At 68.9% G+C, this 18,885-nt stretch carries 16 protein-coding genes and 1 pseudogene; 3 read left to right on the forward strand and 14 right to left on the reverse strand.

Annotation, left to right across the window (positions count from 1 at the left end; genetic code table 11):
• Window positions 1–5: 5 nt before the first annotated feature.
• Complete coding sequence (locus tag SL003B_RS06170) at window positions 6–3,188, forward strand: efflux RND transporter permease subunit (RefSeq protein WP_013651965.1); 3,183 nt, start codon at window positions 6–8, stop codon at window positions 3,186–3,188.
• Window positions 3,189–3,198: 10 nt separating this feature from the next.
• Here SL003B_RS06170 and SL003B_RS06175 read toward each other — a convergent pair whose 3' ends face one another.
• Window positions 3,199–3,822, reverse strand: a complete 624-nt coding sequence (locus SL003B_RS06175) for a glutathione S-transferase family protein (protein ID WP_013651966.1) — start codon at window positions 3,820–3,822, stop codon at window positions 3,199–3,201.
• Between the two features lie 207 nt (window positions 3,823–4,029).
• On the opposite strand from SL003B_RS06175, the gene SL003B_RS06180 reads away from it, so the two are divergent.
• Entirely contained in the window at window positions 4,030–4,302 is a 273-nt protein-coding gene (locus SL003B_RS06180; protein WP_148259259.1) for a hypothetical protein, read from the forward strand.
• Between the two features lie 12 nt (window positions 4,303–4,314).
• Here the strand turns inward: SL003B_RS06180 and SL003B_RS06185 are convergent, their stop codons facing one another.
• The 6 genes from SL003B_RS06185 to SL003B_RS06215 form a co-directional block, all read right to left on the reverse strand.
• Window positions 4,315–4,983 (reverse strand): ribonuclease T2 family protein, encoded by a 669-nt coding sequence (locus tag SL003B_RS06185; protein ID WP_013651968.1) that lies wholly within the window; start codon window positions 4,981–4,983, stop codon window positions 4,315–4,317.
• 28 nt (window positions 4,984–5,011) lie between these two features.
• Window positions 5,012–5,443, reverse strand: coding sequence for a hypothetical protein (locus SL003B_RS23795; protein ID WP_013651969.1), 432 nt, complete (start codon window positions 5,441–5,443; stop codon window positions 5,012–5,014).
• Between the two features lie 93 nt (window positions 5,444–5,536).
• Window positions 5,537–6,385: a 23S rRNA (adenine(2030)-N(6))-methyltransferase RlmJ gene (locus tag SL003B_RS06195; protein ID WP_013651970.1), complete on the reverse strand. Its 849-nt coding sequence runs from the start codon at window positions 6,383–6,385 to the stop codon at window positions 5,537–5,539.
• On the reverse strand, window positions 6,382–6,909 hold the full coding sequence (locus SL003B_RS06200; RefSeq protein ID WP_242390337.1) for a GNAT family N-acetyltransferase: 528 nt from the start codon (window positions 6,907–6,909) through the stop codon (window positions 6,382–6,384). Before SL003B_RS06200 ends, SL003B_RS06195 begins: the two co-directional genes overlap by 4 nt.
• A 91-nt stretch (window positions 6,910–7,000) precedes the next feature.
• Entirely contained in the window at window positions 7,001–7,753 is a 753-nt protein-coding gene (locus SL003B_RS24160) for a cold-shock protein (protein ID WP_013651972.1), read from the reverse strand.
• A 208-nt stretch (window positions 7,754–7,961) separates the two neighbouring features.
• Window positions 7,962–9,074: a DUF1176 domain-containing protein gene (locus SL003B_RS06215; protein WP_013651973.1), complete on the reverse strand. Its 1,113-nt coding sequence runs from the start codon at window positions 9,072–9,074 to the stop codon at window positions 7,962–7,964.
• Between the two features lie 224 nt (window positions 9,075–9,298).
• Between SL003B_RS06215 and SL003B_RS06220 the strand changes: the two genes are divergently transcribed.
• Window positions 9,299–9,973, forward strand: coding sequence for an MBL fold metallo-hydrolase (locus tag SL003B_RS06220; RefSeq protein ID WP_013651974.1), 675 nt, complete (start codon window positions 9,299–9,301; stop codon window positions 9,971–9,973).
• A gap of 20 nt (window positions 9,974–9,993) precedes the next feature.
• Here SL003B_RS06220 and SL003B_RS06225 read toward each other — a convergent pair whose 3' ends face one another.
• The 7 genes and pseudogenes from SL003B_RS06225 to SL003B_RS06255 form a co-directional block, all read right to left on the reverse strand.
• On the reverse strand, window positions 9,994–10,902 hold the full coding sequence (locus SL003B_RS06225; RefSeq protein ID WP_242390338.1) for a DUF1402 family protein: 909 nt from the start codon (window positions 10,900–10,902) through the stop codon (window positions 9,994–9,996).
• 296 nt (window positions 10,903–11,198) lie between these two features.
• Window positions 11,199–11,561, reverse strand: coding sequence for a DUF6665 family protein (locus tag SL003B_RS06230; RefSeq protein WP_013651976.1), 363 nt, complete (start codon window positions 11,559–11,561; stop codon window positions 11,199–11,201).
• Between the two features lie 60 nt (window positions 11,562–11,621).
• Window positions 11,622–12,935: an MFS transporter gene (locus SL003B_RS06235; protein WP_013651977.1), complete on the reverse strand. Its 1,314-nt coding sequence runs from the start codon at window positions 12,933–12,935 to the stop codon at window positions 11,622–11,624.
• Window positions 12,932–13,471, reverse strand: a complete 540-nt coding sequence (locus SL003B_RS06240; RefSeq protein WP_013651978.1) for a chalcone isomerase family protein — start codon at window positions 13,469–13,471, stop codon at window positions 12,932–12,934. The genes SL003B_RS06235 and SL003B_RS06240 overlap by 4 nt, the downstream gene beginning before the upstream one ends.
• A gap of 1,165 nt (window positions 13,472–14,636) precedes the next feature.
• Window positions 14,637–16,796, reverse strand: a pseudogene (uvrB, locus tag SL003B_RS23800) (excinuclease ABC subunit UvrB); the annotation flags it as partial.
• Between the two features lie 748 nt (window positions 16,797–17,544).
• The gene (locus SL003B_RS06250; protein WP_013651980.1) at window positions 17,545–18,321 is read right to left on the reverse strand and encodes a VOC family protein; all 777 of its coding nucleotides are present in this window, start codon (window positions 18,319–18,321) and stop codon (window positions 17,545–17,547) included.
• 21 nt (window positions 18,322–18,342) lie between these two features.
• Window positions 18,343–18,831, reverse strand: coding sequence for a DUF1579 domain-containing protein (locus SL003B_RS06255; protein ID WP_242390339.1), 489 nt, complete (start codon window positions 18,829–18,831; stop codon window positions 18,343–18,345).
• Window positions 18,832–18,885: the final 54 nt, after the last annotated feature.

Raw genomic sequence — 18,885 nt, forward strand, 5'->3', positions numbered from 1 at the left:
GGCCGATGCGCTCTCCCGGCGGTGCCCGCTTCGGGTCCCTCCTCGACTACATGGTCCGGCACGGCACGGCGGCGAACCTGCTGCTGGTGCTGATGCTGATCGGCGGGATCGCGGCCGGTCTGAAAATCCGGACGCAGTACTTTCCCGATGTGGTCAACGAGACGGTCACCGTCAGCGTGAAGTGGTCGGGGGCAGGGCCCGACGACATGGACCGGGCCGTGGTCGAGGTGCTGGCGCCCGGACTGCTTGCGATCGACGGCGTCGAGGAGGCAAGTTCGGTCGCCAGAGAGGGCTCGGCGCGCCTGATCCTCGAATTCGAGGCCGGCTGGGACATGGCCGCCGCGGCCGAGGACGTCAAGACCGTCGTCGATCAGAACCGCTCGAACCTCCCTGAAGGGGCCGACCTGCCGGTGGTGACGCGCGGTGCATTCCGTGACAGGGTGACGAATGTCGTCCTCTACGGGCCGGTCGACATCGACCAACTGGTGCGTCTTGCCGACGACCTGCAGACTCGGTTGTTCCGGGCCGGCGTCACCAACACCACGCTGCGCGGGGTTGCCGATCCGATCATCCGCGTGACCGCGCGCGAGGCGACCCTGATCCGCCATGACCTGACGCTGCGCGACATCGCCGATGCCATCCGGACCGAGATCGAAGCCTCTCCCGCCGGCGATATCGCCTCGGGCGCCGCCCGGTTGAGGGCCGGCCAGAACCGGCGCAGCGAACAGGATCTCGGTGATATCGCGCTGCGCTCGCAGGCCGGCGGCGAGAAGCTGGTGCTGCGTGCCGTGACCGACATCGTGACGGAAGGCGTCGAATCCGGGCTCGCCTTCTCCCACAAGGGCATGCCGGCGGTGGTGCTGCGCGTCGACCGCAGCGCAGAAGGCGACACCATCAAGATCCAGCGCACGGTCGAGCAGGTGGTTGGCGAACTGCAGCCATCCCTGCCCAGCGGGGTGGTCGTCACGCTGACCGAAACCCGGTCCCAGGCCATCATCGACCGGCTGAACATCCTGGTCGAGAATGGTCTGTTCGGGCTCGCCCTCGTGCTCGGATTCCTGTTCCTGTTCCTGTCGGCACGCACCGCCTTCTGGGTCGCCGCCGGGATCCCGGTCGCCATGGCGGCGACCATCGGCATCATGTACGCCAGCGGCCTGACGCTGAACATGATGTCCCTGTTCGCACTGATCATCTGCCTCGGCATCGTGGTCGACGACGCGATCGTCGTCGGCGAGCATGCCGACTTTCTCGCCCGCAAGGGGCATTCACCGACCGAGGCTGCCAGCCTTGCGGCCCGTCGGATGACCGCTCCTGTGATCAGCGCGTCGATCACCACCATCATCGCCTTCTCGGCGCTGGCAGCGATCGACGGCCGGTTCGGCTCGCTCATCCAGGACATCCCGTTCACGGTCGGCGTCGTGCTCGTCGCAAGCCTGATCGAATCGTTCCTGATCCTGCCGGCGCACATGCGCCATGCCCTTGCGGCGGGAGCGAAGAAGGCGACCTGGTACGATGCGCCGAACCGGGTCTTCAACCGTGGCTTCCGCTGGTTCACCGAGCGCGTCGTGCGCCGGTCCATGCGCGTCGTCGTGTTCCTGCGCTACCCGGTGATCGGCCTGTGCGTCATGCTGCTGCTGGTCTCCGCATCGCTTCATGCCGGCGGTACAGTGCCCTGGCGTTTCTTCAACTCACCGGAGCGTAATGTGGTCAGCGCCAACATCGCCATGATGCCCGGCGCGACCCGGGACGACACCAGGGCTATGATCGCCGAGATGGAGCGCGCCCTGGATGTGGTCAATGCACGCTACGCCGCCGAATACGGCCGGGAGCCGGTTCTCTTCTCCCTCGCCCAGGTTGGCGGCAGCGCCGGATGGGGTTTCCGGGCAGGCGAGACGAAGGATCCGGATCAGCTCGGCGGTCTGGACATCGAGCTGATCGACCCGGACCTGCGCCCTTATTCCGCCTTCAAGTTCCTCGGCGACTGGCAGCGCGAGGTGACGACGGGTCCGTTGCTCGAGACGCTGTCGCTGCGCGGCATGCATTCCGGTCCCGGCGGCGATGCCATCGACGTGCGCCTCTACGGCGCCACGACCGAGATCCTCAAGGCGGCGGCCGAGAGCCTGAAGCAGTCGCTGTCGGCGCTGCCCGGCGTCGGTGGTCTCGAAGACACGATGGCCTTCGACAAGGCGGAGATCACCGTCACCCTGACGCCGAAGGGCGAAGCGCTCGGCTTCCGCAGCGACCTGGTCGCACGCGAGTTGCGCGACCGCCTGGAGGGCGTGGAGGTGGCCGAATTCCCGCTCGACCGGCGCACGGCGAAGGTCAAGGTCAACCTGCCGGACGAGGAGACGGGCGCGTCCTTCCTTTATGAGACCCGGCTCAGGTCGCCGGGCGGCGCCTATGTGGCGCTCGGCGAGATCGTGCGCATCGAAAGTGCCAGCGGCTTCGCCTCGGTGCGGCGCGAGAACGGCCTGCGCACGATTCGGGTCACGGGCGACGTGTCCGGCGACGATCCGGATGCTGCTCAGGCGGTCAGCCGCGCACTCAGGCAGGACCTTCTGCCGGGGCTGGCCGAGACCTATGGCGTGGACAGCGAACTCGGCGGCCTTGCCAAGCAGGAAAGGGACTTCCTGAACGATGCGCTGATCGGGCTCGGTCTGTGCCTTGCCGGCATCTACCTGACGCTGGCCTGGATTTTCGAATCCTGGACGCGGCCGATCGTGATCATGCTGGTCATTCCGTTCGGGGCGATCGGCATGGTCTGGGGCCACCACTGGCACGGCCTGCCGCTCAGCATGTTTTCGATCATCGGTTTCATCGGCATGGCCGGCATCATCATCAACGATTCCATCGTGCTGGTGACAACGATCGACGAGAAGCGCAGTACCGCGCCGTTCCAGACTGCGCTCATTGACGGGGTCTGCGACCGGCTGCGGGCGGTGATCCTGACCAGCGCGACGACCGTCTTCGGCCTGGCCCCGCTGCTGTTCGAGACCAGCCGCGCCGCGCAGTTCCTGCTTCCGACCGTCATCACGCTGGCCTATGGTCTCGGTTTCGGCCTGGTGCTGGTGCTGATCCTGACACCTGCCCTGCTGGCCGTCCAGCATGACATCGGCCGTGCCCTGCGGTCCGGCCGACGTCTTGCCGCGCTGGCCGGCAGGCGGCGCAAGCCGCTCGGCGTGCGCTGAGGCTGGCGCCTCACCAGTCGACCGGTTCGACCCGCGTCTTGGCGAACAGCGGCACGGCCGCCTCGAAGGCGTCAAGCCAGGCGACCAGACCGGGATGGCCGGCGCGCCAGGCGCCCTTGAAGCGCAGATCGAGATAACCGAGAGCGCAGGCGACGGCGATCTGACCGATGTCGACCCCGCCGGCCGCGTCCACACGCGCCGGCTGGTCGGCCTCCAGCGCGTCCAGCGCCCTGTCGACCTTGGCGGCCTGATAGTCGACCCAGTCTGGATGCCGCCGTTCTTCCGGCCGGAACCGCTTCTCGTAGACCCGCAGGATCGAGGCGTCGCAGATGCCGTCGGCGAGCGCCTGGAGGCGCAGCACGTCGAAGCGCTGCGGTGCGGCCGGGATGATCCGCCCACCGCCGGCGAGATGGTCCAGATACTCGACGATCACGCGGCTGTCGTAGAGCACCTTGCCGTCTTCCAGGATCAGGGCCGGGATCTTGCCGAGCGGGTTCTGGTTGCGGATGGAATCGGCGGGATCGGTCGTGTCTGCCGCCTCGACGGCGATGCGGTCCAGCAGGCCGAGAACGCTGGCGGCGATCTTGACCTTGCGGCCGAAGGGCGAAGCCGGTGACGAACGCAGGATGAGCATGGACGAAAGACTCCCGATAATGGCTGCCCCACTGTGCATGGCCGCCCGGTTTGCGCAAGGCCGCCTCCGGCGGTTCCTGCGGCGCTGGGCAATCGCGAGAATTCGAATAGGACTTTGCATAAATCCGAGCGAATCTTCTTAGCTCTTTTTAAAGGAATTGGCCTAGGGTGTGCCGCGAGACAGGGAAAAGGATCCCCGGAAGTGGTCTTGAGCGGCGTGAAAAAGAGGTTTTCCTTCGGACGTGGACTCGCCGAGACCGCGCTCGTTGCCGCTCTTTTCTACGGCTATGGCTCACCGGCTTTCGACGCCATGCGTCCCGACTTTCTCGATGCCCCCCTGACCCAGTATCGCGAGGCGATCCACGATCTCAAGGATGGCCGCACCGGCGTCAAGGATGGACAGATCGTTGCCTTCAGCGCCTCCTTCCAGCGCTTCCGCCACGAAGGCTTTTCCCATTTCAGGCTGCCGAACGCCCGCTGAGCGGTCTGCGCTTCAGCGTCCAGGTGCGGGGACGTCGATGTGCCGGGCGCGGCAGCCGGACCGGTCGACCGAGCGGCACGACCTGAACCTCAGATCCCGGTCGAAGCAGATCAGGACCTCCTTCAGCCGGCCATCGGTGCAGGAGACCGCCATCGCTGCATCGTGAAGGCCCGGGTTGGCCAGCCGGAAGGCCGTCTCGACGGCATCGGGTCTAATGCGACCGCCCTGTTGCAGGCTGCTGAACGCTGCCGGAATCACCACCTTGCCGAATGCCTGCCGGGTCTTCTCGAAATAGGCGGCGGGTGTCAGGCCCGAACAGGAACCGTGCTTGCGCCACTGGTGCTGGACCAGGCCCCGGCTCGGCATGATGTCGAGCATGGCCGTCACGTCCGCATGGCTCGGTCCGGACGCTCGGTCCGTCCGGCAGAAGCCGGGCCAGCCGCGCTCGTACTGCGGCCACAGCCCGTGAACGACGAAGCGGTGAGGCTTGGCTGCCCGGCATTGCAGCGGGTCCGCGTTGCGGCCCGCGGTGGCGCAATAGGTCGGCGACCAGGACAGCGCCAGGACATAGAAATCGAAGTCGCCCGGCCGGTGCTGTGCCTGGGCGGGAGACAGCAGTGCGAGGCCGATCAGCGCCAGCAGACGGGCTGCCAGCAGGCCGGTTCCGGCGGTCCGGATCACGGCCACTGCCGTCCGTCTGCGGCTTGGGTCAGGGCCGAACCGTACGGCAACGGGCATCGTGGACATACCACTTGTCCAGCCCGGCGAGGCAGGCCTCGACGTTCCAGCTCAGGCCGACGAAGCCTGCGTGCTCGACAAGCTTGTAATAGACGCGCCGGACCGAGCCGTCGGTCAGCGTCGCGCGCCCTTCGCAATAGCGGCGGGCGAGCGGGCTGACGCCGCCCGGCCGAGGGGAGACTTCCGCGACGCGGTCGAGCGTGACGATCATGCGTCCGCCGTAATAGTCCGCGTCAGCGCGGGCGAATGTCCCCGCGACCGCGCTGCGGACCGAGCCTTCGTCGCAGGCGGGCAAGCGCGGCTCCGTATTCCAGGAGAAATAGACGCGCTCCGTGGCGAGCGCCGGGCCGGCGAGGCTGGCGGCGAGGACGGCAAGGGCGAGGGCGCGCATGGCTCTGGACATCGGCAGCTGTTCCCGCGTACGGATCGATGGATCGAGGATGCGTCCGACGATGGGGCACGCACCGGGGAGCGTCAAGCGCTATCAGCCGCCCGGTCATTCTCCGGCGAGGGTATCCACCCGCCAGCCGGCCCCCGGCCCCTGGGCCAGAACGTCACAGATCCAGGGCAGAACGAGCCGCATGTCGGCGGCAAGCGTGTAGGGCGGATTGACGACGACCATGCCCGATCCCCGCATCGGCAGATCCGGGCCGCTCCGGCCGACGCTGAGTTCGAGCGCGAGGACGTCGCGCAGCCCGGCCTCGACCAGTGCCGCGTGGAAACGGCGGACCGCCTTGGCGTCCTTGAGCGGATACCAGGCGGCATAGACACCGCTGCTCCAGCGTTTCCAGGCTCTGATCACGCCGTCGGCCAAGCGTTCGAACTCGTCGGGGACCTCGAAGGCCGGGTCGATCAGCACCAGGCCGCGCTTCTCCTTCGGCGGCACGAAGCTGCCGAGGGCAAGCCAGCCGTCGAGGTGGATCACCTTGACCTGGCGATCCCCCGCGAAGCGTGCCGCAAGGATCTGGTGGTCCAGGGGATGCAGTTCGGTCAGGGTGAGCCGGTCCTGCCGGCGCAGGAGCGCCCGGGCCAGCGCCGGAGAGCCCGGATAGGTCTCAAGAACATCGGCGGGATTCGCGGCGCGGACGACGTCGAGCCAGGGCGCGAGCAGCGCGGCCACCGGCGCGGGCGGCGCCGCCGCCAGAATGCGGCCGATGCCCTGCTGCCATTCGCCGGTTCTTGTGGTTTCCTCCGAGCGCAGATCGTAGCTGCCGATGCCGGCATGGGTGTCGATCACGCGGAAGGGGGCCTCCTTGCGGCGCAGATAGACGAGGCAGCTGGCGAGGACCGCGTGCTTGAGGACATCGCCGATATTGCCGGCGTGATAGGCGTGGCGATAGTTCATCCGGTCCGCTCCGCAACTGCCGCAGGGAGCGCCGGGACCACGCCGGTCGGATGCCGGAGATAGACGACGGCCTTGTCGCCATGGTCCTGCCTGCCGACCTCCCGGAAGCCGAGCCGGGCGTGAAAGCGCAGCGATCCGGGATTGGGCGGGCGTTCGTTGACCTCGCAGACCATGTCCAGACCCGATCCGGCAAGCCGGTCGGCCAAGGCGGCATAGAGACGATGGCCGATCGCACCGCCGCGCCCCTCGGGCGCCACACAGATGCGGTCGATATAGGCGAAGCGGGCAAGACGTTCGCAGAACCACCGATAGTTCCGGCTGTCGTAGTCCGTGCCTTCGCCGAGGCAGAGCAGGAACGCGACCGGTTCCCCGGCTGCGACGGCGACCAGGCATTGCAGGGCGGAGCCGGCGAGCGTGCTGAGGCCGTGTGCGTCGAGGCCGTTCACGCCGGGCGTTGACGCGTTGTTGATCTCCAGCAGCCGGGTCAGGTCGTCCGTTCGTGCGGGCCGGATTTCGAGGGGCATGGGACGGTCGGTCATTGGTATTCGCAACAAACAAAGACGGCCCCTTTCGGGGCCGCCGATGATTTTCCCTCAGGACGACTGTCCGGGAAGGTCAGTCGTCGTAGCCGTCGCTGTCTTCGTTCTCGCCGCCAGCTTCCCCTTCCAGGGCCTGGAGGTTGACGGCCTTCGGGCCTTTGCCGCGCCGATCCGGCTCGGTCTCGAAGGATACGCGCTGGCCGCTGTCGAGCGTCGTGAAGCCGGAGCGTTCGACGGCCGAAATATGGACGAATACGTCGGCTTCGCCATTGTCCGGCGTGATGAAGCCGAAGCCCTTGTCGGACTTGAAGAACTTCACCGTCCCGGATTGGCGCGGACCGCGTTCGACCGGACCGTCGAATTCCGGACGCGGACGCCGAGGCCGGAAGCCTTCGCCGTCCCCTTCGCCGCCGCCGCCGCCGCCGCCGAAGCGACCGCCGCCGCCACCGCCGTAACCGCCGCTGCGACCTCCTCCGCCGCCGCCGTATCCGCCACCGCCGCTGCGACCGCCACCGTAGCCGCCACCGCCACCGCCGTAGCCGCCGCCGCGACCACCGCCGCCGCCGTAGCCGCCGCCACCTTCGCGACCGCCGCCACCGCCGCCGTAGCCGCCGCCGCCTTCGCGGCCGCCGCCGTAACGGCTGCCGCCGTCCCGATCGCCGGACGCGTATTCGTCACGACCGCCGTAGCCGCCGGGCCGATGGCCACCGCCATAATCACCACCGCCGAAACCGCCGCCAAAATCGCTGCCGAAGTCCTGCGGACCGCCGAACTCACGCTTGCCGCCGCGCCGTCCGCGCGACCGCCGGTCCGAATCGCCATCGTGCATTGCTGAATCACCTTAGTTGCGTGCCGCCACGGACGGCACCGACCCATTCCTATCTTCCCGCAACGTGATGCGGATGTTCTATGCAGCCCAAGGATCTGCACCTGCCAACATCATGGTATTGGGGTGAAACAACACTGCTGCAACCCGATCCAGTCCGCCGCGATCGCATAATAGCGGCGGAGGCCATAATTCGGCAAGCGAATCCTTGTCATTCCTGTCTGGATGGAGTAACGGGCAGCGCCCATGTCTGGGGCCATGTCTGGGGCCAGTCGGCGAGCGGGACGACGATGTCGTCGCAGACCGGTTTGGAGGCCTCCTCGACCAGCGCGAAGGTTGCGCCGGTCCACTGCCAGCGGTTCCAGGTGCCGCAGTCGCCGCGCGCGGTGCCCTTGTACAGCGCTTCGATCTCCAGCCGCCCCGGATGCCATCTGGCATTGTAGATCAGATCCGTTGCGATCGGCCCCTTATCGGACATCCGCGCCAGCGAGATCGGCCTGATATCCTCGCCGTCGCGCACCTCGAAGCCGACGAAGGCCGCGTTGTGGGCGGTCGGCGCGCCGCACGGCAGCAGGTAGAGGGTACGGTCGGTCCCCAGCGGCGCGGCGACGGCGTCCAGGCTGGCGAACACGGTCGGGTCGATGTCGGAGCAGTAGCGGTTGCCGTCCCATGCAGCGCGCACCTGCGGCGGCAGGGCGTCAGGCGACAGGATCGCCTGGCCGTGCGGGGCATCGGCGGGGACGTTGGAACCCGGATCGACCAGGGCCGTGATGGTGCCGGTGCGCTGCTGGCGGTCGTCAAGCCAGGCGAGGCCATCCGCGAGACCGGCGGCGGGGACGTCGATCGAGACCTCCTGTCCGGCCAGCGGCAGGGTCACGGTCAGCGTCGCACCGGCGCGGATCGCTGCGATCATCGCCTGCGTCGCCGGTCCGGCCGGATACCACAGGCCGTTGCCACCGATCGGCCGGAAGCCAGGCGGCGGGGTAATGCTCGTCTGCGCCTCGCGCAGTTGCGCGATCTCGATCTCGTCGACGGACTTGCCGTCGATGGCGAACCGGATCGTGCCCGACTTGGCGATGGGCGCGTTGGCCGTGATCCGCAGCAGCGGCGTTGCCGCTGCCGGCCAGTCGCGGACGATGCGCACGTCGATCCAGGCGGACTGGCTGCGCACGATGGCGGATACCGAGCACATGCCTGTGTTGCCGCAACCGCCGGTCCACACGCCCCATTTCGGGATGTCGCGCGCGTCGGCGGTCGCATCGCCGGCCGACAGCGCGGCAATCGCAAGGGCCAGAGTGCCAAGGAGGATACGGCGCGGCAACATGGAGCAGGCTGTCCGAACAGGGGGTAGCAAACGTGCGATTTTCTCTTTTACGAAAAGGGCGGCCGATTACCAAGCGATGGCTTGACGGTTTCCGCCAGATAGCCACAGGACGGAGCGTGACCAGCCGCTTCCGCCGGCCGGGGCCTGTTCCTGGCGGCTTGCCCCTTCGGTCGGGGCGGGATACTCAGGGCGCAAGCACTTTCATGCCGATGCGGAGCGAAACGATGGCCAATGCCACCCGGTCCCCCGAGGATACTGATCTGCCGCCGATCCAGGTTGCGGTCATTCCGGTGACGGCCTTTCAGCAGAACTGTTCGCTGATCTGGGATCCGCGGACGCTCAAGGGGGCGGTGGTCGATCCGGGCGGTGACGTGGCCCGCATCCTGGAGGCCGTGAAGAAATACGACGTCACGGTCGAGCGCATCGTGCTCACCCACGGCCACATCGACCATATCGGCGGGGCGGCCGAGCTTGCCGAGGCGCTCGCGGTGCCGGTCGAGGGGCCGCACGAGGCGGACCGGCCGCTGATCGCGCGGGTCGAGGAGCAGGCGAGGCAGTTCGGCGTCGCCGGCGTGCGCAGCGTCGAGCCGGACCGCTGGCTGGAGGAGGGCGACAGCGTCGAGATCGCGGGGCGCAGCTTCGCCGTCCTGCATTGCCCAGGCCACGCCCCGGGCCATGTCGTCCTGTTCGACGCCGAGCTGCGCTTCGCGATTTCCGGCGACGTCCTGTTCGCAGGCTCGATCGGGCGCACCGACCTGCCGGGTGGCGACCACGCCACGCTCATCCGCTCGATCGTGACCAAGCTGCTGCCGCTCGGCGATGACGTGTCCTTCCTGCCCGGCCACGGCCCGGCCTCGACCTTCGGCCACGAGCGCGAGACCAATCCGTTCCTGCGCTGAGCGCGGGCGCGCCTGGCGTCTCACAGCAGGCCTTTCAGATCCTCGAGACGGTCGTTGACGAGCCAGCCGTAGTAGTTCTCCTGCGGCCAGGCATTGCCCGAGGCGCGGAAGCGCGCCGCCCGGCCCCACGGGTCGCCGAGATTGTACAGCGTCGCGGTGATGCCGGGATTGCCGGAGATGTCGACCCGCGCGGTGACCCTGTAGGCCTCGATGGAATCCTGGATGATTGCCGCCATGTAGTGCAGCGAGATGTTCGGATCCATTGTCGCCTGATAGACCTCGCGGGCGTCGTCGGCGTTCAGCCGCTTGAACCGGCTCTGGCGCGCGACGCTGTCGGTCATCTTGAGGATGGTCAGCGGGCTGAGCTGGCCGAGACCGAAGCTCTGGCCGGCGAACAGCGGCTGGAAGAAGGCTTCGTTGAAATTCAGCCGCGGAAAGCGCGTACCGTCGACGGTCTTGCCGCGGAAGGTCGCGTTCCAGGTGTTCTCGTAGCAGGTCCACAGGGCATTGCTGTCCTCGTCATGGCCATTCTTGCGGCAGCGCTCGAACTGCGGCCGCTGCACGAACTGGCTGACCGGCTCGCCGTTGTACTGGAAACGCAGGGGAACGCCGGCATAGGACAGCGCCTTGACGTAGTAACTCTGGGCGCTGTCGAGCGTGTCGTAGTTGTAGGTGTGCTCGCCGACGATGGCGCCGATCATGTGGATAGGGTCGATCTTGTAGCGGGCGGCGACGCGCTTGATGTCGGCGATCAGCTGGCGGTCGCTCCTGAGCACGGCCAGAACGCGCTGGAACTTGGCGTCGTAGCTGGAGCTGCTGGCCGCAGTGCGGCGCGCCGAGGCGAAGGGGATCTCGGGCTGCGCCTTGTTGCGGTTGCCCTCGGGCACGAGCCGGTAGGACGCGGCCTGCACGTCCGGCGCCAAAGGCACGAGAGCGGTCAGTATGACACTGCAGGCGACGAGCGCGGTCGCGATACGGACCCAGGTGCGACGGTGACCGGTTTGTTGTTCTGTTGACTGCATTGCCTGACTCCAGGCCCACGGCCCGTGCAAATACATGTGCCGGCACCCGTCGCGCAAGCGCAATCGCAGGCCCCCGCTCCATCCCCGACGGGCGTCCCGGCCGTATGGCAGGACGACCCGGATGCCCGAAATGCGACTCACGCGAAAAATTGCGTCCAAGAGACCATTCCGCAGCGTTCGATTCAAGAGCGACCGGCGCGCCGTCACCCTTTGGCGGGGATGACCGCGGGGCCCATGCGCAGGCGCACGGGCTTCGGCACGCCCATGTGGTCGAGGAAGGCGCCGTGCCGGCGCAGGCCGCACAGCTCGCGCTGAATGACGACGTGCCAGAGCGCCTCGCCGGCCAGAGCCAGGCGTTCCTCGCGGCGTGCCTCGAGCCGCGGTACATCGTCGCCGGCGGCGGCAAGCCGCGCCTCGGTCTCGGCGAGCGCGGCCAGTGCCGCCTCCAGCTTGCCGGTCAGGCGTGCCAGCGTGCCCGCTTTCTCCGCCATGGCCTCGTGCTGGAGTGCGGCGGCGAGCGGATCCTGCGCGGCATCGGAAAGCTGTTTCGGCGGACGGATCGACATGGGCATGCTGACCTTGCGACGGGCGGCGTGGGTCAGCCATTGCCCGTCCGGCCGGCGAAATCAAGGCGTTGCCGCCTCGCCGGCCGGACGGTGGTGCACGGCCAGGCGCTCCAGGCGGGCGAGCAGCAGGGCGAGCGTGGCGACCTTGAGCGCGCAGGGCAGGGCGGCATAGGCGAGCGCCAGCGCGAGGCCGCTGGACGAGTCGACAGCGGCGCCCGGCTGGTAGCCGGCGAGCCCGAGGGCGGGCAGGGCGAGGCCGGTCGCCAGCGCCAGCGCCGCCTTGGAGACGAAGGCGAGCACGGCATGGAGCCGACCCGCGACGGCCTGGCCGCGGGTGGCGGCGATGTGGTCGGCCAGGATCGCCGGCGGCAGGGCGAGGTCGGCGCCGAGGGCGAGGCCCGACAGCAGACAGACGGCGGCGTAGGCGGCGGTGTCGCCCGGACCGAGCAGGGCCGCCCAGACGAAGGTGGCGACGGCGAGCGCCATCGACGCCGCCCAGGCGCCGAGCTTGCCGAGCCGGGCGGCAACGACCTGCCAGAGCGGCATGGAGGCTGCGCCCGAGAGGAAATAGGCGAGCAGGAACAAGCCGGTCAGGTGCTCCGCCTGGATGCGGTCGCGGATGAAGAACAGCACCAGCACGGCCGGAATCGCACTGGCCACGGTGTTCATCAGGTACACGGCGAAGAAGTGCCGCCGCCACGGATCGCCGAGCAGGCTCGGCCAGGACAGGGCGGGGCCGCCCGGCGCCGGCCGGTCGAGCGGCGCGGTCGCCAGCCAACGCAGCAGCAGCGCGGTGGCGAACGCGAGGACGGGCAGATAGACCAGCGTCAGGCGGTGGAACGCCTCGACCTTGCCGCCGCCGGTGTCCAGGAGCGTGGGGGCGAGCGCGGCGAGCAGCAGGCCGACCAGGCCGAGACCCTCGCGCCAGCCGGCGATGCGCGTGCGCTGGCGCATGTCCACCCGCCACAGGCCGCCGAGCGCCTGCAGGTTGATCGATACCACCGAGAAGCCGGTGGTGCAGACGAACACGGCCAGCGCGAACCAGGCGAGCGGGGCCTCGGTGCGCGGATGGAACAGCAGCCACAGGCCGCCGCCGAGCAGCGCGGCACCGGCGACCAGGATCGCCGGACGCCGGCGGTCGAAGCGGTCGCCGAGGGCGCCGATGAGCGGATCCTGCAGGGCGTCGACGGCCCTGAGCGCGAGCAGCACGACGCCGAGGCCGGCGAGCGGCAGGCCGAGCGTGGTGGCGTAGAAGTCAGGCGCGTGCAGGTAGACCGGCAGGCCGGCGAAGGCGAGCGGCAGCGCCATGGCGCCGTGGCGCGCCAGCGCGCACCGTGTCGGCGGCGCTGCGGCATGCGGCGCCGGCGCGCTCACGAGCGGGCCCCGACGAGGCGGGCGCGCAGGGCCGGTTCGCGGCTGTCGGGTCCGAGCCAGATGGCGAAGAAGCGGCGGGCGAACTCCGCGTCGCGGATCGCGCCGAGGCGCCGGCCGCCGGCGTAGAACACCGCATGGCCCTCGGCGGTGCGCACACCGGTGATCGAGGTGCCGGGCGCCACGTCGGGGAAGATCGCCCGCATCTGGCGCTCCCAGTCGGCGAGCCGGGCCTCGTCGCGCGTGCCCTGGCGGCGCATTTCCTCGGCCGAGCGGCGGGCGATGGCCGCGCCGGAAAAGGCGCGCAGGTAGGTCAGCCTGAGCGCGAAGGGCCGGCCGGCCTCGTAGTCGCCCTGCGGGGCGTAGAGTTCGGCGTCGAAGACGGTGAAGCCGAGGAAGGTCAGCCGGCCCTTGCCGACCAGTTCGGCGGCGGGCACGAGGCGGGCGGCCGGGCCGATGTCGGCCCGCGCGGAAACGGAGGCGAGAAGCAGGGCGGCAACGACGGCAACGACGGCAACGATCCGGATCGGTCCTGGCATGGCATCCCTCTGCGGACGGTGAGTCACAACCGGCGCCTACGCGCGGCCGGGGCAGGCGGATCGCTCACGATCGTGCGAGTGGCCGCGCGAGGCGGGGAATGGGCCGGGGAGGCAACGGGTCGGGGGGGGATGGCAGGGAGCGGCCAGCGCCGAAAGCGCCGCACCCCGTGACGGAGCGGCGATGTCGGGGAGCGGCAAGGCGCATCCGTTGCTGCCTGCGCAGCATGAGTGAACTGTTTCTTCGGCAGCGCCGTCAGCGCCTTGCCCGGAAGGTTGGAGGTGACCCGGGGCCGGCCGGTCAGGCCCGTTTCACGCCCTTGCGGGCGCTGCAGTCAGGCCAGTTCCGGGTAGGCAGTATGGCCGCGGACTGCTCCGCAGCCAGCGCTCCTGCACCGCACCGGCACGCCGGGCCCGTTTTCCCGGCGCACCAGCACCCTTCCGATCCCGCCCCGCCGCGAACGGACGGCCCGTCGCACGGTCCCGCAAGGGGGCGAGATGGGGCCAGTGTAGGGGCGCCGGCGCGGCGGGGGGATAAGTTTTTCGAATTGGGCGGGCCCGATCCGGGGCAGGTCCCGATCAAGTCGGGATGACCGTTGGGGCAAGGGGCGCGGTCACGACACATACTCAGTCGTCACTCCGGACCCGATCCGGGGTCCACTCGTTTCAGGAGATGTTGGATAAGGCACTGCGTTGCGAACAGAACACGGTGCTGGCTGAGGCTCGCGCCGATGTCTGGATTCGTAATCGGCGTTTGTTACCGCCCCGGACGCCCGCTCTTCTTCGGCCGGCCTCTTCTCTGCCGTTCCTCCGCCGGATCCTCGTAAGACCCCACGCCGATCCTGCCGCGCACGACCGGTTTGACGTCGTCCTCGGGCTTCTTCGGCAGCGGCTTGTCGGACAGCGGCACCTCGGTGCGGCCGACGGTCATCTCGTCGAGGGTATTTTTTCGGACCTTTGAGCTTGGGGAAGGGACCTCTTCAGAGCTCTGGTTTGCGCTCACGGGCGCGCGGTCGCTGGCGCTCCCTGTCCTCCGCGAGGGCGCGCCATCAGGCGCGGCGCCTGTTTGGCTTGCGGGCCCTTGGCCCGGACCATTTTCCCCTGACAGGCCTGCGGTTGCCGCGTTCCTGGACTTTGCGGCTCTTGCCCGGTCGGCGGCGGTTTCGCGTTTCTTGCCGCTGGCGCCGGCCTTGGTCCCGCCGGCGCCGTATTTCTTGTCGCCGCGGTAGCCGCCGGTCCGGTCGTCGATGCTCTCCTGGCGGGCCAGCGGGTCGTCGGCCAGCGCCAGTTCGGTTTCCTGCAGGCGCTTGATCTCGTCGCGCAGGCGCGCGGCGGTCTCGAATTCGAGGTCTGCGGCGGCCTCGCGCATCCGCTTTTCCAGGCTCTCGATGTGGGCCTTGAGGTTGTGCCCGACCAGGCTGCCCGCCTCGGCGAAGCCGGCGTCGACGGTGACGTGGTCCTGCTCGTAGACCGAGTCGAGGATGTCGGCGATGGAGCGCTTGACCGATTCCGGCGTGATGCCGTGCTCGGCGTTGTAGGCGAGCTGCTTGTCGCGCCGGCGGTTGGTCTCGGCGATGGCGCGCTCCATCGAGCCGGTCATGGTGTCGGCATAGAGGATCACCTTTCCGTCGACGTTGCGCGCGGCGCGGCCGATGGTCTGGATCAGCGAGGTCTCGGAGCGCAGGAAGCCCTCCTTGTCGGCGTCGAGGATGGCGACCAGCGCGCATTCGGGAATGTCGAGGCCCTCGCGCAAGAGGTTGATGCCGACGAGGACGTCGAAGGCGCCCAGACGGAGGTCGCGGATGATCTCGATGCGCTCCAGCGTGTCGATGTCGGAGTGCATGTAGCGCACGCGCACGCCGTTCTCGTGCAGGTATTCGGTCAGGTCCTCGGCCATGCGCTTGGTCAGCGTGGTCACGAGGGTCCGATACCCCTTCGCGGCGACGGCGCGCACTTCTCCCAAAAGATCGTCGACCTGCGACGAGGCGGGGCGGATGTCGACCGGCGGGTCGACCAGGCCGGTCGGGCGGATGACCTGCTCGGCGAAGACGCCGCCGGACTGCTCCATCTCCCAGCTGCCGGGCGTGGCCGAGACGCAGACCGTCTGCGGCCGCATGGCGTTCCATTCCTCGAAGCGCAGCGGCCGGTTGTCCATGCACGACGGCAGGCGGAAGCCGTATTCGGCCAGCGTCGCCTTGCGGCGGAAGTCGCCGCGGTACATGCCGCCGATCTGCGGCACGGTGACGTGGCTCTCGTCGATGAACACGAGCGCGTCGTCGGGCAGGTATTCGAACAGGGTCGGCGGCGGTTCGCCGGGGGCGCGGCCGGTGAGGTAGCGCGAGTAGTTCTCGATGCCGGCGCAGGAGCCGGTCGCCTCCAGCATCTCCAGGTCGAAGATCGTGCGCTGTTCCAGCCGCTGCGCCTCGAGCAGGCGGCCGTGGGCGTTGAGCTCGTCCAGGCGGGTCTTCAGCTCGGCCTTGATCGACTTGATCGCCTGGGCGAGCGTCGGCTTGGGCGTGACGTAGTGCGAGTTGGCGTAGATCTTGACCGACTTCATCTCGCCGGACTTCTTGCCCGTCAGCGGGTCGAACTCGGTGATCGCCTCGACCTCGTCGCCGAACAGCGAGATGCGCCAGGCGCGGTCCTCGTAGTGGGCCGGGAACAGCTCGACGGTGTCGCCGCGCACGCGGAAGCTGCCGCGCTGGAAGGCGGCGTCGTTGCGCTTGTACTGCAGCGCGACCAGGTCGGCGAGCAACTGGCGCTGGTCGATGCGCTCGCCGACCTCCAGCGCGAAGGTCATGGCGGTGTAGGTCTCGACCGAGCCGATGCCGTAGATGCAGGACACCGAGGCGACGATGATGACGTCGTCGCGTTCGAGCAGGGCGCGCGTCGCCGCGTGGCGCATGCGGTCGATCTGCTCGTTTACCGAGGATTCCTTCTCGATGTAGGTGTCGGTGCGCGGGACGTAGGCCTCCGGCTGGTAGTAGTCGTAGTAAGAGACGAAATACTCGACCGCATTGTCCGGGAAGAAGCTCTTGAATTCGCCGTAGAGCTGGGCGGCGAGCGTCTTGTTCGGCGCCAGGATCAGCGCCGGGCGCTGGGTGCGGGCGATGACCTGGGCCATGGTGTAGGTCTTGCCCGAGCCGGTGACGCCCAGGAGCACCTGGGTCTGCTCGCCGCTCTCCACGCCGCCGACCAGTTCGGCGATGGCGGTCGGCTGGTCGCCGGCCGGCTCATATTCGGAGACCAGCTTGATCGGCACGCCGCCTTCCGACTTGGCCGGCCGCTCCGGCCGGTGCGGCACCCAGATGTCGCCGTTCTTGTGCAGCGGATTGCCGCTTTCGATCAGCGCCGACAGGGCGGCGACGGTGGCGGTGGCGCCCTGATTGCCGCCGAGCTCGCCGAACTTGCTGTCCTTCCTTTTCTTCCTGGTGTCCTTCTGGTGCTGCTTCAGCCGCTGCTCGAGCTGCTCGGCCTCTTCCAGCGAGATGTCGAGGCCCGCGACCGGATTGAGGCCGCCGGCGGCCCGTTCGCGGGCCGTGTCGGCCTTGCCCATGGAGGTGCCGCGGGCCGACTTCGTCGGCTTTTCCTTCTTGGCGCTTGCGGACGAGCGCCCGCTTCCGCTTGCCGTCCTGCCTCGGGGTGCGCCATCGGGCGCGTCGTTCGTTCGGGCGTGCGGAGCTTCGGCCCGGACCGAGTTGCCTTTGCGTGCGGGTACGTCCGCCTCGGCGGCGATCTCCCGTGCCCAGTCGGCGACGGAGCCTGAAAGCGGCGCGCCGGACAGTGCGCGTTGCGGCGCCTCGCCGAAACCGTCCGCAGCGCCGGAGGTGGTATCCGGGGCGTCCGGGTCGATGTCCGGGTCGATGTCCGGGGCACTGTCCGGGGCACTGTCCGGGGCGGCGTGCTGGGGCGGGCGGGAGGTCGGTGTGCGGGCCATAGCGCCAATATGGGCCGAGTCCGCCTGGGAGGAAAGAGGCCGTATCCGGTTTGTTCCGGCGATCGGCGCCTGTCCGGACGGAGGGTGACGGCCGCTCGTCGACGCAATCGGTCGAGCGACCGTCCCGGCCTGCCTCTGCTTACCGCTTGGGCGCGACGAGGGAGATCATGGCGCCTTGCGGGTCGCAGCAGTTGACGATCCAGCTGCCGCCGGGAACCTCCTGCGGGCCGTGCATGACACGCCCGCCGGCGGCGGTCACGCGCCCGGCGGCGGCGTCGATCGCCTCGACGGTGACGTAATAGTTCCAGGACGGCACGGGCATCTCGGGAGGCTTGGTCATGATGCCGCCGATCTGCCTGCCGCCGAGGGCGAAGCACTGGTAGACGCCCATCGGCCCCATGTCGACGGCCATGTCCTTCTCCCAGCCGAACTGTCCGGCATAGAAGTCGAAGGACTGCGCGCCGTCGCCGGCATAGAGCTCGCGCCAGCCGAAGGTGCCGGGCGTGCCGTGTTCCGGCTCCGGCGGCATCGGGCCGTTGGGCATAGACGGCTTGAACAGGCAGAGCGCCGCGCCGTGCGGATCCGCGACCACGGCGAAGCGGCCGATGGACGGGATGTCTTCCGGTGTCTTGAGGATCGCGCCGCCTGCGGCGGCGAAGGCACTTGCCTTGGCGTCGACGTCGTCGACGGCGACATAGCCGATCCAGCTCGGCGGGATGGACTGCGCGCGCATTTCCGGCGTCAGCGCCATCATGCCGGCGACGCCCATGTCGAAGCCGGGAACGGAAAAGATCGTGTAGTCGAAGCCGGCCATGCCGGAGTCCTTCGCCTGCCAGCCGACCACCTTGCCGTAGAAGTCGGCGGCGGCGGCCGGGTCGGAGGTCATGAGCTCGTACCAGATGAACGTCCCCTGCATCGCACTCTCCTCGTGGCTGGGTCAGGCGCGCCTGTAGTCGTGGGTCATGAAGGTCTGGAAGCTGCCGTCGGGCCGGCGGACCGAGCCCGAGAAGCGGCGGTGGTCATCGTCGACGAAGGCGATGACATCCCGATACACGGCAGTCTTCGCAGGGTCGTCGAAATCCGGTCCCTCCGCCTCGAGCGTCAGGGTGCGGCCGTCCGGCTCGACCCAGCCGCGATAGACCCACAGGCGATCCATCATCGAGCCGATCCAGGTGCCGACGTAGTGGCCAAGCGCGGCATCGAAGCCGAGCGTGATCACCATGGTCGCGCGGCTGCCATCGGGCATCGGCCCCGCGCTCTCGCCGACGACCCACAGGTCGCCGACCGACCGGACGGTCTCGGTCCAGCGCGTGTCCGGTTTCGAAGGATCGTACTCTGCATGGCCGGTCGTGGCGGTGACGACCCAGTCGCCGACCAGGCGCTGCAGGAAGCGGTGTTCGTCGCGGGGCGTCGAGGGCTGCATCATCGTCTCGGCCTTTCTGCCGGTCCGGGGCGGCGGTGGGGATCGGGTTCCGCACTT

The sequence above is a fragment of the Polymorphum gilvum SL003B-26A1 genome, from assembly GCF_000192745.1.
Classification (GTDB): Bacteria; Pseudomonadota; Alphaproteobacteria; order Rhizobiales; family Stappiaceae; genus Polymorphum; species Polymorphum gilvum.